At 48.0% G+C, this 13,300-nt stretch carries 15 protein-coding genes; 12 read left to right on the top strand and 3 right to left on the bottom strand.

The genetic code is table 11. The features are described 5' to 3' along the window. Nucleotides 1-43: 43 nt before the first annotated feature. Together mgtE and EDC63_RS09175 are read left to right on the top strand one after the other, a co-directional pair. A complete protein-coding gene (mgtE, locus tag EDC63_RS09180; protein WP_124945251.1) occupies nt 44-1,486 on the top strand; it encodes a magnesium transporter in 1,443 nt (480 codons plus the stop codon). 113 nt (nt 1,487-1,599) lie between these two features. Then, the gene (locus tag EDC63_RS09175) at nt 1,600-2,994 is read left to right on the top strand and encodes a dihydrolipoyl dehydrogenase family protein (protein ID WP_124945250.1); all 1,395 of its coding nucleotides are present in this window, start codon (nt 1,600-1,602) and stop codon (nt 2,992-2,994) included. A 334-nt stretch (nt 2,995-3,328) separates the two neighbouring features. Here the strand turns inward: EDC63_RS09175 and EDC63_RS09170 are convergent, their stop codons facing one another. After that, a complete protein-coding gene (locus EDC63_RS09170) occupies nt 3,329-4,201 on the bottom strand; it encodes a LysR family transcriptional regulator (protein WP_223272284.1) in 873 nt (290 codons plus the stop codon). A 203-nt stretch (nt 4,202-4,404) separates the two neighbouring features. On the opposite strand from EDC63_RS09170, the gene EDC63_RS09165 reads away from it, so the two are divergent. The 8 genes from EDC63_RS09165 to EDC63_RS09130 all read left to right on the top strand — a co-directional run bounded on the left by EDC63_RS09165 (nt 4,405) and on the right by EDC63_RS09130 (nt 9,847). Next, nucleotides 4,405-5,061, top strand: a complete 657-nt coding sequence (locus tag EDC63_RS09165) for a hypothetical protein (RefSeq protein ID WP_124945248.1) — start codon at nt 4,405-4,407, stop codon at nt 5,059-5,061. A gap of 47 nt (nt 5,062-5,108) precedes the next feature. Continuing rightward, complete coding sequence (locus EDC63_RS09160; protein ID WP_124945247.1) at nt 5,109-5,771, top strand: glutathione S-transferase family protein; 663 nt, start codon at nt 5,109-5,111, stop codon at nt 5,769-5,771. Between the two features lie 151 nt (nt 5,772-5,922). After that, nucleotides 5,923-6,381: a cupin domain-containing protein gene (locus EDC63_RS09155; protein ID WP_165922956.1), complete on the top strand. Its 459-nt coding sequence runs from the start codon at nt 5,923-5,925 to the stop codon at nt 6,379-6,381. Between the two features lie 414 nt (nt 6,382-6,795). Continuing rightward, the gene (locus tag EDC63_RS09150; protein WP_124945245.1) at nt 6,796-7,221 is read left to right on the top strand and encodes a nuclear transport factor 2 family protein; all 426 of its coding nucleotides are present in this window, start codon (nt 6,796-6,798) and stop codon (nt 7,219-7,221) included. 119 nt (nt 7,222-7,340) lie between these two features. Continuing rightward, on the top strand, nt 7,341-7,730 hold the full coding sequence (locus tag EDC63_RS09145) for a COG4315 family predicted lipoprotein (protein WP_124945244.1): 390 nt from the start codon (nt 7,341-7,343) through the stop codon (nt 7,728-7,730). Between the two features lie 21 nt (nt 7,731-7,751). Further along, on the top strand, nt 7,752-8,255 hold the full coding sequence (locus EDC63_RS09140; RefSeq protein WP_124945243.1) for an RNA polymerase sigma factor: 504 nt from the start codon (nt 7,752-7,754) through the stop codon (nt 8,253-8,255). After that, nucleotides 8,252-9,016 carry an anti-sigma factor family protein gene (locus tag EDC63_RS09135; RefSeq protein WP_124945242.1) on the top strand — a complete coding sequence of 255 codons (765 nt, stop codon included), beginning with the start codon at nt 8,252-8,254 and terminating at the stop codon, nt 9,014-9,016. The genes EDC63_RS09140 and EDC63_RS09135 overlap by 4 nt, the downstream gene beginning before the upstream one ends. Nucleotides 9,017-9,157: 141 nt before the next feature. Continuing rightward, a complete protein-coding gene (locus EDC63_RS09130) occupies nt 9,158-9,847 on the top strand; it encodes a cytochrome b/b6 domain-containing protein (RefSeq protein WP_165922955.1) in 690 nt (229 codons plus the stop codon). A gap of 54 nt (nt 9,848-9,901) precedes the next feature. Here the strand turns inward: EDC63_RS09130 and EDC63_RS09125 are convergent, their stop codons facing one another. Then, nucleotides 9,902-10,357 carry a c-type cytochrome gene (locus EDC63_RS09125; RefSeq protein WP_124945240.1) on the bottom strand — a complete coding sequence of 152 codons (456 nt, stop codon included), beginning with the start codon at nt 10,355-10,357 and terminating at the stop codon, nt 9,902-9,904. 247 nt (nt 10,358-10,604) lie between these two features. Here EDC63_RS09125 and msrP point away from each other — a divergent pair, with 247 nt between their 5' ends. Together msrP and EDC63_RS09115 are read left to right on the top strand one after the other, a co-directional pair. Beyond that, the gene (msrP, locus tag EDC63_RS09120; protein WP_124945239.1) at nt 10,605-11,573 is read left to right on the top strand and encodes a protein-methionine-sulfoxide reductase catalytic subunit MsrP; all 969 of its coding nucleotides are present in this window, start codon (nt 10,605-10,607) and stop codon (nt 11,571-11,573) included. Then, a complete protein-coding gene (locus EDC63_RS09115; protein ID WP_124945238.1) occupies nt 11,573-12,220 on the top strand; it encodes a protein-methionine-sulfoxide reductase heme-binding subunit MsrQ in 648 nt (215 codons plus the stop codon). Before msrP ends, EDC63_RS09115 begins: the two co-directional genes overlap by 1 nt. A gap of 27 nt (nt 12,221-12,247) precedes the next feature. Here the strand turns inward: EDC63_RS09115 and EDC63_RS09110 are convergent, their stop codons facing one another. Beyond that, on the bottom strand, nt 12,248-13,288 hold the full coding sequence (locus EDC63_RS09110; RefSeq protein WP_124945237.1) for an esterase/lipase family protein: 1,041 nt from the start codon (nt 13,286-13,288) through the stop codon (nt 12,248-12,250). Nucleotides 13,289-13,300: the final 12 nt, after the last annotated feature.

The following is a 13,300-nucleotide window of genomic DNA, read 5'->3' as shown; positions in this document are numbered from 1 at the left end:
GTTCTTAAAATAGCGTAATTGGCGAAAATAAAATCGATAAGGCATGGCCGAAGCAGAAGAAATAAAGCACCCTGAGAGAGACACGCAAAACCTGCACCAGATAGTGGATATGTTGCAGCGCTATCGGCTTATCGAAAATCTGGTGCACAAACAGGAAATGCCACGCCACGATCTCGTTGAATCCCTGGTGCACAAACAAAATCTGGTTGCGCTCCAGAAAAAACTGGATGAGCTTCACCCGGCAGACGTTGCGTATATTCTTGAGTCCCTGCCGCTTAATGACCGGCTTTTAGTCTGGGATCTGGTTAAAGCGGAGCGGGATGGTGAAATTCTGCTGGAAGTATCGGATGCCGTTCGGGAAACCCTGATTGCCAGCATGGATTCAGAGGAGCTGTTCGCAGCGGCCGAGAATCTGGACACTGACGAAATTGCCGATCTGGCGCCGGACCTTCCCCATGATGTGATGCAGGATTTGCTGCAGTCCCTTGACGCACAAAACCGTGCTCAATTGCAGTCTGCACTGGGTTATCCTGAAGGCACTGTCGGTGCGCTGATGGATTTTGACATGGTTACCATCCGCGAAGACATCAGTCTGGAGGTGGTACTGCGTTACTTGCGTCGCGTGGGCGAATTACCCGATCAGACCGACAAGTTATTCGTAATTGACCGGGATAAAAAGCTAATTGGGGTCCTCCCCTTGAAGCGTTTGTTACTGCATGATCCTGATGTGAGCGTGGCAGCAGTAATGGTCGATGACCCGATCACCCTGCACGCTGATGAAGAGGCTGATCAGGCTGCACAGGCTTTCGAACGTTATGATCTGGTTTCCGCTCCTGTTATTGATAAAGATGAGCAACTCATTGGTCGCGTCACTGTTGATGCTGTCGTGGATTTTATCCGTGAAGAATCGGACAGTGACATGCTCTCCATGGCCGGTTTTAGAGAAGAAGAAGATTTGTTCGCTACGGTCTGGAAAAGCGTCCAGAACCGTTGGGCATGGCTGGCCATTAATCTGGTTACCGCATTTATTGCCTCTCGCGTGATCGGCCTGTTCGAAGGCACTATCCAGCAACTCGTCGCACTGGCGGCACTGATGCCTATTATTGCCGGCATTGGTGGCAACTCCGGCAACCAGACCATTACCATGATCGTGCGTGCCTTGGCATTTGGTCAAATCCATCCCGGAAATGCCCGCAAGCTATTATTGAAAGAAGTCGGCGTCAGCCTGTTGAATGGGGTGGTGTGGGGGGCAGTAGTGGGCGTTTTCGCTTATATTTTATATAACAACATTGCATTAGGCTTTGTAATGACTGGTGCCATGATCCTCAATTTATTACTGGCTGCGGTGATGGGGGTCATGATTCCCCTGTTGATGCACAAAATGGGCCGTGACCCGGCCGTAGGCTCAAGCGTGTTGATTACTGCCATCACCGATAGCGGAGGGTTTTTTATTTTTCTGGGTCTGGCCACGTTGTTCCTGCTTTAAAACGACCTTGTTTCAAACAATAGCAGTGACCACTTAGAAATCACTGTAAAAATAATAAAACCCGAGTTCATCCAGGGCAACTGGAGAATGGCTATTTTACAGAAGGATTTTCCATGTCAGAATTTGATCTCATCGTGATCGGCTCTGGCCCGGGCGGCTACCGGGCTGCAGTACTTGCCAAACTACGCGGACTGAGCGTAGCCATCATAGAAAAAGCAGATTGGGGTGGTTGCTGCCTCAACCGCGGTTGCGTTCCCAAAAAAGACTGGCACCATACCGCACACCTGGTTGCCGCCAGTAAAAACTATGCTAAACGTGGCATTCATGGCAACCTGACCGCTGACATTACTATCGCATGGCGGCACCAGAAAGATACTGTCCAAGTGGTCCGGGACAGCTATCTGGACTATATGAAGCGACTCGGCATCGCCTCTTTCAAAGGAACCGGCAGTTTTGTGGATGCTCACAAGATAAGCATTGATGGGCAAACAACATTGCACGGCAAGCATATTGTCATTGCCACTGGCTCCTCTGCTTATATTCCCGACGTTTTTCCAATAGTACCGGATAAAATTCTCACCACCGACAACCTGTTTGATAGCGTCCCACCAAGAGGCCGCCGGGTAGCGGTTATCGGCTCTGGCGTAATCGGCACTGAATTTGCTTTTATTCTTGCCATGCTGGGCAAAAGAATTACCTGGATCACACAGTCCAAACCCCTTTCAAAAAGCAGTTACAGCAAACCCGCGCTAAAACTTCTTTCCAATGCCATGGAAAGACATAAAATCGTCCCGCATACCGGTTCCCGTACAAAAAGCGTTGATCTCACTGGGCCGGGCGTTACCCTTAATCTGGATGATGGCTCTGAAATCAATGTTGACTGGGTACTACTTGGCACTGGTCGGATTCCCCATACCGAGGGACTGAACCTGGCATCGGCCGGCGTCACTACTGACACCAAAGGGTTCGTCAAAGTGAATGAATATTTGCAAAGCGATATCCCTCATATTTACGCCATTGGTGATGTAGCCAACCACCATATGTCAGCTAACCATGCCTTAGCCGATGCGGCAGTCGTTGTATCCAACATCCTTTCCCCGCAATCCCGCAAACAGCAGAACAAAGCTGTGCCACAGCTTGTGTATTCAGCGCTGGAACTGGGCATTATCGGCATTAGTGAAGATGAAGCCGAAGACGAAGGGCTTGAAGCTGGTGTCGGCTTTGCTTCATTTGAAGGCAACCCGCGTGCGCTAGGGCAGGATGAGCAAGAAGGATTTGTCAGGTTAATTGCCGATATGGATAGCGGCGCATTGCTAGGTGCAGAAGTCATTGGCAGTGAAGCAGGGGAACTTATCCATCTCATCGCACAGCAATTCGGCCAGGAAGATGCCCTGAACCGTTTTGCCAGTACTTTTTACAATCATCCTGCACGAGCAGAAGAGATACTCAATGCCACCGAAACGCTCGCCGCCAAGTGGGGACTTTCGGAGCAGGTTTTCGGCAAATAGTTTTTGTATTGGGGTATTTTTGATTTTGCTGTGGATGGCCGTTTTCTTTGACAGCCTCCGCAACCAAATCCCAACGTCGGCTTTATGGAATGGTGTACAGCCGTCCCCGCCCCTTCAGAGACCGTCATCACCGTGACGCCTACGGTCCGAAAAATTGCAAAAACAGGCATCTGTTTCGAGTTCGCCGATGGAAATAGCTATTTTATTTATTGAAGAAGAGTAAGGAGGAAGCATTCGGCACAATACCAATTGCGGACTCCAAGTGCTTATTTACACTTGTTAAGACGGACTTTGGGAGCTGCGTTTGGCTATTCTACAATTTACATCCTGTAGTTTATTCCTGCAACGCTTTACTCCCTTGCTTCATCATCTCAATAAAAATTTTGGTGCGACTTGGTAGCAGGCGCGCATGCGGATAGATCAAGTTAATGGGGCGAGGCGGGGATTCGAATGCTTCGAGCAATATTTGCAGCTGCCCAGTAGCAAGAGAGGGCGCCACTTGGTATGAGGTAAAAACGCCGATGCCTAAGCCTTCCACACATGCGGCAAGGGCGGAACCAGCGTGATTAAATTCAAGGTTACCAGTAACCGCAAGTGTGAATTCCTTGCCATTTTCTTGAAAGCGCCACCAAGGACCGTTAGTAGTTGAAAAACGGATGCAATTTATCTTAAGTAAGTCTTTAGGGTGGCTAGGTCTGCCGTGTTGTTCAAGATAGCGCGGACTCGCCACCAACACCCTTCTGACGGCGCCAATTTTTTGTGCAATCAAGGTACTATCCTGTAGCTCGCCTACCCGAACCCCGATGTCGATGCCTTCTTCCAGTAAATTGACGACACGATCCAACAAGACCAGATTGCAGCGCACCTTGGGGTAGCGTTTTACCAAGCTCATGATAACGGGCGTAACCACCATTTGACCAATGGCCACCGATGCAGTGATAGTGAGTAAGCCGCTCGGCTCTTGCACTTGTGAACTTAAACCCGCCTCGGCATCGGCAACCGCCCCAAGTATTTGGCGACAACTTTCCAAATACCGTCTGCCCTCCTCGGTGAGTGAAATTCGCCTTGTGCTGCGATTAAAAAGACGCACCCCTAACTCCGCCTCGAGTGCGCCAAGTGACCTTACCACGGCAGGCAAAGAGGATTCCATTGCTTGTGCCGCCGCAGTTAGGCTGCCACTGTCGGCAATTTGCGTGAAGGTTAGCATCGCTTTGAATTTGTCCATGCTCGAATATTAATCCGAAAAGTGGAGTAGTTAAATAATATTTTCGGTATTTATCATTTAATTCGCAGCAATCATACTTGCTTCCGATGGATCGACACAGTAATTAACAACGATCTCTCTTATAAGGTTTTTCATGGAGCTTCATCTAAAACTTTTTTAAAAACTCACTACAAGGCGTACCGAACATGCATTCGATCTCTAAAAATCTAATAAGCATTTCCCTTTTGAGCATTGCGCTAGGCTTCACTTCCCCTGCGTTCGCCCACAAACATGCCATGCACACTGATACCATCCTGGCGAATGATAAAATTAGCCTCACGGACGCGGCTTTGCGTGATCTTTGGATCGGCCATGCTTTTTGGGTACGCGCCGTAGTAACAGAAACCATGAATGGCAATAGCGTTGCAGCCGCAGTAGCTGAGAAAGAAACAGTCAATAATGCGAAGCAGTTGGCTGCTTCAATCGAACCTTTTTACGGCAAGGCAGCATCTGAAACCCTTTTTAAACTATTGGCAGGACACTACACTGCCGTTAAGGGATATTTGATTGCGACTCAAAACAAAAACGAAACCAGGCAAAATGAAACGCGGCAAGATATGATCGACAATGTTGAGCAGATTGCGGCATTCCTGAGCAAAGCCAACCCCAATCTGCCTATTGATGCGCTGCGCGGAATGCTACTAGCGCATGGCGGTCATCATATCCAACAAATTCAGCAAGTCGCTAATCAGCAATACGCCGAAGAAGCCCAAACCTGGGAAGCGATGAAAACACATATGGTCGGTATTGCTGACGCCTTGACTGTCGCCCTTGCCAAGCAATTTCCCGCTCAATTCAAGTAATGATGGATTTTCCAATAGATCACAATTGTACTGAAAGGAGTAACAACATGAATCCCATATCAACAGGCTTAAAGTCTGCCGCAAACCCGGCTCAGCCCATCAAACTTTATCGCCATCCGATTTCTGGTCACTGTCACCGGGTTGAACTTTTTCTTTCGCTGCTCAATTTGCCAATAGAATTAATTCACATCAATTTGACGAGCAGGGCTCAAAAATCGCCTGAATTTTTGGCAATGAATCCGTTTGGACAAATTCCTGTAATTCAAGATGGTGCAACCACTTTGGCCGATGCCAACGCAATTTTGGTTTATCTAGCCCATAAATATGTTCCAGATACCTGGCTGCCACTTGATTCGACGCAAGCAGCCCAGGTTCAACGCTGGTTGTCGGTGGCTGCTGGTTTACTTGCTTTTGGCCCGGCTGCGGCGCGAGTAGCGGTTTTATTTAACGCCCCGATCAATACTGTTGAAGCCATTGCTAGGGCGAACAATCTGTTTGGCGTTATGGAGCAAACGCTTTCGCAAACGCCTTTTCTGGTGGGATCGAATCCAACGCTCGCTGACATCGCCAACTATAGCTACATTGCACGCGCACCTGAGGGAAATGTCTCGCTGCAACCTTATCCGAACCTTCGTGCATGGTTAGCGCGCATCGAAGCTTTGCCGGGATTTGTACCAATGACGACAACCCCCGTTGGCTTGGTTGCGTAATTATTATTAAGGTTGATTAGGCTGCATACGCGGCCAGGAAGGCTTCATGATTGAACAGCAAAACATCGACTTGACCACCATGAAAGGGCTGGGGAGCTCCCTGGTTCACCTCTCGTCTCCTCGAAATTTTCCTTGGTCAGGAATTCAGTCTTTGGCACCATTTGAAACCATCGAACTAGCTAAATGTATTCGCCACGATATATATATCATCAGCGGAACATTGTACGAAAATACGCATGGACATCGAGCAGGAAGTTTTCTGCGACGTGGCACGAACAGTACTTTGGCCGCTGGCGCTGTAGGGTCATTGCTGTTTATTAATCGCGATGCAATCGATAACGCATGCAGACCAGAAACCATAGCCGGCGATGATCTCGTTTGGTTTTTTGGTTACCTACAGGGCATGAGAGTCGCCTATCTCGCAAAATCGCCTCATCAGTTATCGCTCGTACTGTGGCAGCCCGGAACCCGAGTGCATGCCCACACTCATCCCTTTGGCGAAGAAATTTTGGTATTGAAAGGCGAGCTGTGTGATGAGAAGGGTGCTTACCCAGCGGGCTGTTGGCTGAGGTTTCTACAGGCTCAGGCCATGCCCCGTATACCAAACTAGAGACATTGATTTTGCTGCGGAATGGGCATTTGCAGCAATGCTAGATTTAGAAAATATGCGTGGGGGCGTGAATGAACGATTGTATCAGTGACTGAAATTATTTCACCCCTTAACTTTACGCTGACCGACTGTTTTTTACTACTTTCCGGACTGCCAACCATGATTACTCGACCAAACGCTCATGGCCCCTTTTCTGCCGCATGCAAACGTAAGCAAATTCAATCATCGAAACCTACCGCCCATAGTAATTGGATGAAATTTATCGTTTAACGATAATAATCCCCACAGAAAAATTCAGAAGCCCATATTATTTTATATTTACGGGAATATTTTCTAATCGCCAGCGTTAACCACAATATAAGCAGCAAAATCGTTGCTTCAACTTTGTGTTTGTTCATCATCTGGAGATTGATCATGCTTACCCGTACTCTGGCAGTTGCCACCTTGTTTTCACTTTCTTCATTCGCTTTTGCTGGTGCTGCAGACGATGCCAGTGCTCACTTCAAAGCCATCGGCGCTGGCAATGTAGATCAGATCATGCAATCCTATAATGACACCGCCACATTTCAATGGGTTGGCGGTCCGCTGGATGGTGGTTACGCTGGCGCAGACAAAATAAAGGAAGTCTGGGGCAAGTTTTCCAAGAATGCTCCTTTTGAAGTCACCACTTCCAAATTAGAAGAAAGTGCCAATGACAAAGGCACTACCGTCACAGCCAACGTGGAATTTAAAGGTAAAGCGACTATTAAAGTTCGATATGTGCTGGTTTATCGTGGTGGCAAGCTCGTTAATGAAATCTGGCAAATCGATCCAAAGTTGTCAGTAACTCCTGCTTATTGATATTTGATTGGGGTTGGTGCAGCAGGAAATCTGCTGCACCAACTGCTTTAAAATCGGTTTTATGGAGATAACTGCTAAAATAGTGGTTGAACTCACTACTAAAAAACCGAGGTACAAATATGAACATCCTGAAAACGCTGACACTTACAACCGCTTGCTTGATTGCGTTCGCAGCGCAACCCGCTCTTAGCGAAGATGCGCCCAAGTTTCCGGCAAAAAAGGCCATGGGCGTAGTAGTGACTAACGCAGGAATGACACTGTATACGTTTGATAAAGATACAGCGGGCAGTGGAAAAAGCGTTTGCAATGATGCTTGTGCAACCAATTGGCCACCTTTCGCAGCCGAAGGCGCTCAGGATGCGGGTCCATTTACGGTGATTACCCGTGACAATGGCAGCAAACAATGGGCACTCAAAGGCAAACCTCTCTATCTATATGCTAAAGACGAAAAACCGGGTGATATGAATGGCGATAATGTTAACGATGTCTGGCACATCATTGTCCAGTAACACTTACAGAGGGGCACGCATATCAAAAATGCCCTGATTGAAGAGCAGATCCCCCGACTAAGGCGCTATGCACGCGCTTTGGTTGGCGATCGGGACCGTGCTGATGATCTGGTGCAGGACACGCTGGAGCGCGCCTGGGGGAAACTCCACCTGTGGCGGCAGGGAAGCGATATCCGCGCCTGGATGTTTACCATTATGCATAATCTTTTTATCAATCATATCCGGCAAAACCCTAACCCTCATGCTTTTGTCACGCTGGACGAAGAGGCACTGGATATTCCAGTGCGCGCCACCCAGGACGAAGGGCTGGAAATGCGCGACCTGATGTCCGCCATTTCGCGGTTGCCGGGGGAATTTAAAGAAGTCGTATTACTGGTGGGCCTGGAACAAATGCGTTATGAAGAAGTCGCCCAAGTATTGGGCATACCCATCGGCACAGTGATGTCGCGGCTATCACGCGGCAGGGAAAAACTGCGCGTGCTCATGGCCGGAAATGCCGCACCAACACTGCGGAGAGTGAAATGAACAACAGCACACAACCTATTCAGGAAAATGATCTGCATGCGTATGTGGATGGGCAGCTTGACCCTGCGCGCATGGCGGAGGTAAAAGCCTATCTTGCTGCGCACCCCGCAGAAGCGGAGCGTATTCAGTCGTATCAGCAGCAAAATGACATGTTGCATGCCCTATTTGACCCTGTTGCCGCTGAACCCATCCCATTGGCAATGCACCCGGCTGCCCGCCGCCGATCTTTCATGCCCATCATGCGTTATGCGACAGTTGCGCTCTGGATGGTGCTGGGCGGTGTTGCCGGGTGGCTGATTCATGGGGCAGATAGCGCGAAACCAGCCTACCTGGCATCCTTGCCGCATCAGGCAGCCATTGCGCATGTTGTGTATACCCCGGAAGTGCTACACCCTGTTGAAGTGGGTGCCGATCAAGAAGCGCATCTGGTTAAATGGTTATCCAAACGGCTGGATGCAAACGTACATGCCCCTCACCTGACAGAAGCGGGGTACCAGCTGGTAGGCGGGCGTTTATTACCAGGAACAGATGGGCCGGCAGCGCAGTTCATGTACCAGGATACAAAAGGAAAGCGGTTAACCCTGTATGTACGTACTCACGTCAAGGACATGCGCGAAACGGCTTTCCGCTTTGAGCAGGAAGGCAAAGTGGGCGTGTTTTACTGGGTAGACGGGCCAATAGGTTACGCGCTGAGTGGAGAACTGGCCAAACCTGATTTGCTGTTAGTCGCTAACGTGGTCTACCACCAGCTGAATTTATAGGTACCTCAATGCCAGCAATTTCGTCAAAGCACTACCGGCAAATTGTGTAACCCATAAAAAATAGGTAGGATGCGCCTGCATACAAGATACTTAAATCTGTATGTAGGCGAGCTTTACTACCATTCCTTGCAGGAACCCATCATGCAGCAAGAAAACCAAACCAATCCAAATATTCAGACTATCAAAATCTGGGATTTACCTACCCGATTGTTTCACTGGAGCCTGGTGATCTTATTGGGTGTTTCGTGGGCGAGCATTGAGCTCAGTGATAATGCTTTCAATATTCACGAATATTCTGGCTATACCATCCTTTCCCTGGTTATTTTCCGTGTGCTGTGGGGAATATTTGGCAGTACCACGTCACGATTTAGAACTTTCATCCGCGGCTTGCAGCCCACTATCGCTTATGCCAAAACCCTGCTGCAATCCAAACCCGGCAACCAGATCGGTCATAACCCACTAGGTGGATGGATGGTCCTGCTTATGTTGGGTTTTCTGTTATTTCAGGCAGTAACCGGGTTATTTTCTAATGATGATGTCAGTAGCGAAGGGCCGCTTGCTCATTGGATCAGCAAAGATATCAGTGACATTCTGAGCGGATTGCACCACGAATCCTTTGATATATTATTAGTGATTGTAGGGTTGCATATCGCAGCCGTGCTGTTTTATCGTTTTTTTAAGCGGGACAATCTGATTACACCCTTGATCACCGGATTCAAGCCGCTAGCAGGTGAAACCCCGCCAAAACTTCGCTTTACCAGCAACTGGATTGCGCTACTGCTGTTTGGAATAGTGATAGCGGGTGTTGCGCTACTCGTCACCAAAGCCTAAGCAGGCGATTTACCCGGTGCAGGTAAATCACCCCATGCCTGCATTACCTTAAAATCACTTGCTCTTGAAGTTATCGTGGCAAGCTTTGCAGGTTTTGCCGGTTTCGCCGAATTGCGCTTTAATCTGGTTCATGTCGCCCGTTTTAGACACCTGAGCCAATTTGGCAGTTTCAGCTTGCAGCTTTTCCATACCTCCTTTGAATTTTTCCATTTCAGCCCAGATTTCCGGCTTGGCTTTGGTTTCGCCCTTATCGGAACCCGCAATAAACCCTTCCAGCGGCATTTTGCTTAGCACTTCCAGATAGGCTGCGTTTTTTATAAACACATCCTTGTCAAATGGACGATCCCCTTTGACCATGGCGCCCAAAGGTTTGAACTGCCAGTTCATCACTGTCATGACTGATTTACGATATTTAATCGCATCTTCAGGCTTCACTTCATCTGCAATCACATTGCTGCTAAATGCCACAACCAACAAACTTGCCAAAATAACATTCACTGAAACCTTCATACTTTTTCCTCTTAAAAAAGTTAAAATCAAAGCGTAAGTAACCCCATTGTTTTACGATTTCCCAAACAGGCACCAGCATTTTTAACCCGTCCAACACTGTTAACAGCAATCCATTCCATATTATTCCAGACAGTGTTTATTTTTTTGATTTGGCCAGAAAATATGAACTGCCACAAAACTTTCCTGTCATTATGTTGTAAGGAATGGCTGCTCATAACGACTAAAAGAAAATTACAGGAGACTCATCATGCTCATCAAGCAACCTAGCGACATTAAACCTTCCGAAATAACGGACAAACGCATTTACCAATCTCGACGTGATTTTATGGGTGCAGCCACAAAGTCTATTGCTGCAGTGGCAGCAGGTATTGCTTTACCTGGTTTACTGTCCCATTCCCAAGAAGTGGAAGCCGCAACTGCAGCTAAATTAAGCGGCCTTCAAAAAAGTTCATTCAGTGTGACCGATCCATTAACACCCTACAAAGACGTCACCAGCTACAACAATTTTTACGAGTTTGATACCGACAAATCTTCGCCTGCACAAATGGCCGGCACGCTGAATACCCGTCCATGGACCGTTGCGGTAGAAGGCGAAGTCAAACGTCCTAAAGTATACGATATAGAAGATCTGCTCAAGCTCGTCCCCCTTGAAGAGCGCATCTATCGACTCCGCTGCGTAGAGGGATGGTCTATGGTTATTCCCTGGGTAGGCTTCTCACTCAGCGAATTGATCAAACAGGTAGAACCCACAGGTAACGCAAAATTTGTTGAATTCACCACGCTGCACGACCCCAAGCAGTTTCCCGGGCAGCGCTCCGGTGTGCTGGACTGGCCTTATGTAGAAGGCCTGCGCATTGATGAAGCAATGAATCCCCTGACCTTAATGGCTGTAGGCCTATACGGTGAGGTATTGCCCAACCAGAACGGCGCGCCTGTTCGGCTGGTTGTGCCCTGGAAATATGGCTTCAAAAGCGCTAAATCCATCGTGAAGATCCGCTTTGTTTCAAAACCAACCAATTCTTCGTGGATGAAAGCCAACCCAAGAGAATACGGTTTCTTTGCCAACGTAAACCCGAATGTAGACCATCCCCGTTGGAGTCAGGCAAAAGAACGTCGTATCGGCGAGTTTTTTAAACGTGAAACCTTGATGTATAACGGATATGGAGACCAAGTCGCCCGTATGTACGCTGGTCTAGATTTGAAAAAGTATTTCTGATGAAATTTTTTCCTGCATTAAAAGCCCTGGTCTTTCTTGCCTGTCTCATCCCTCTCGCACGGCTTGGGTGGTTCGGCTATACCAGTCAACTCGGCGCCAATCCCATTGAGCTCATCACCCGGTCTACTGGCACATGGACTCTGGTGTTTTTAATGATCACGCTGGGTGTCACCCCCTTGCGAAAATTGACGGGTTGGTCGTGGCTTATCAAGCTACGTCGCATGCTGGGTTTGTATGCGTTTTTCTATGTGTGCCTGCATTTCACCACGTATATCTGGCTGGATCAGTTTTTTGACCCGCAAACGATTTACAAAGATATTATTAAACGGCCTTTTATCACGGTCGGATTTGCTGCATTTCTGCTGCTTATACCCCTGGCAGTCACCTCAACCAATAAAATGGTCAAACGGCTGGGTGGAAAACGCTGGCAACAGCTTCACCGATTGGTATATATCATTGCTACCTTTGGTGTCATCCATTACTGGTGGCTGGTTAAAAAAGACATCACACAACCAGTGATTTATGCGATCGTTTTGTCGGTTTTACTTGGGTATCGTGCCTTGGTATGGTTAAGAAAAACCAAAAGTGCAAATTTATCCAGCTCGCACAGCAAACCTATGCTGAAGCCTTCTCAACAGAACTCTTAAGGCTATTTAGAGTAAAAGCCTTAAGAGTTAGTCTGGATAAGCGCACGCTTTACAATATCCAGACTCACCATTCTGCGAAGGATTTGCATAATCAGCCAGGTATAGTTTAGTCAGAAGCTGGTTAAATGCAGCACTGCGCTTTGCTTCTGTCTGATTCAAAATCCCATTTTGTTGCAAGACCGCAATGAGCTTGAGCGGAGCAACCCGTTGATCACCGACAATTTCAACATGCCCCGCTTTTACTTCCACGTTTTTGACTACTTTTGCCTCATCGACGGGCTTGTAAAACTGCTCATCCAGACTGAATACATAATCATGCTCAATGCAAATACCGGCATTATTAAATTGACGGCAAGTACCCCGTTCGTCCGTATCAATTTTAAGATAAGACTGTACTTGGCCAAGCAACTCACCCGGCTGGCGGATAAAGTCGGAAGCGGAAGTGATTTCAAACCATTTATCGCCGCTGACTATCTTGCAAAGAGGTTGAACCAACCCTAAAGTCAGCACTCGAACCAATGGAGATGGAGACCCGCACTGTTCCGCAGCAGCAATCCCGGAAAAAGGGCCTGAAATAGTCACCAGCCTTAGTTTCAATTCTTTATTCCGAAGCGCATCAGGTCGGTCTGCAACCAATGCTTTCCGGGCGATCAAAGCCCCCTGACTATGCCCGACAACGGTAACCTGTTTATTACGCATCTGTCCAGACAGCTTATCGAGCGCCGTAGCCAGTTGGGCAGAACTCAACATTAAGCTGTCACGATCATCATAAGTAAAGCAGGCTGATTGCTGACCGTGAAACGCCATCACTTCTGCCAGAGCACGAAAACGTCCCGTAGAAGCAAAACAGCCATGCACTAGCACGGTAACAGGCTGGTCTGAATTAAGGTGTAAAGTTCGATCCGGGTTATCTGTGCAAGGACCCAGCCCCGGAATATTCAAACTGATATCAGCGGGAGGCAATCTGGACTGATCAAATGTGAGCAAAGCAGGGTCGCTGGGAATAGAAACGCATCCAGTTAAATTCACCAGTAAGAATACTATCCATACAATAACTATTTGCTTCATTTATAACTCACC

It is taken from the genome of Sulfurirhabdus autotrophica (assembly GCF_004346685.1).
GTDB lineage: Bacteria > Pseudomonadota > Gammaproteobacteria > Burkholderiales > SMCO01 > Sulfurirhabdus > Sulfurirhabdus autotrophica.
The sequence above is the reverse complement of the archived record's forward strand: the minus strand, read 5'-3'. Positions and strand labels throughout refer to the sequence as shown.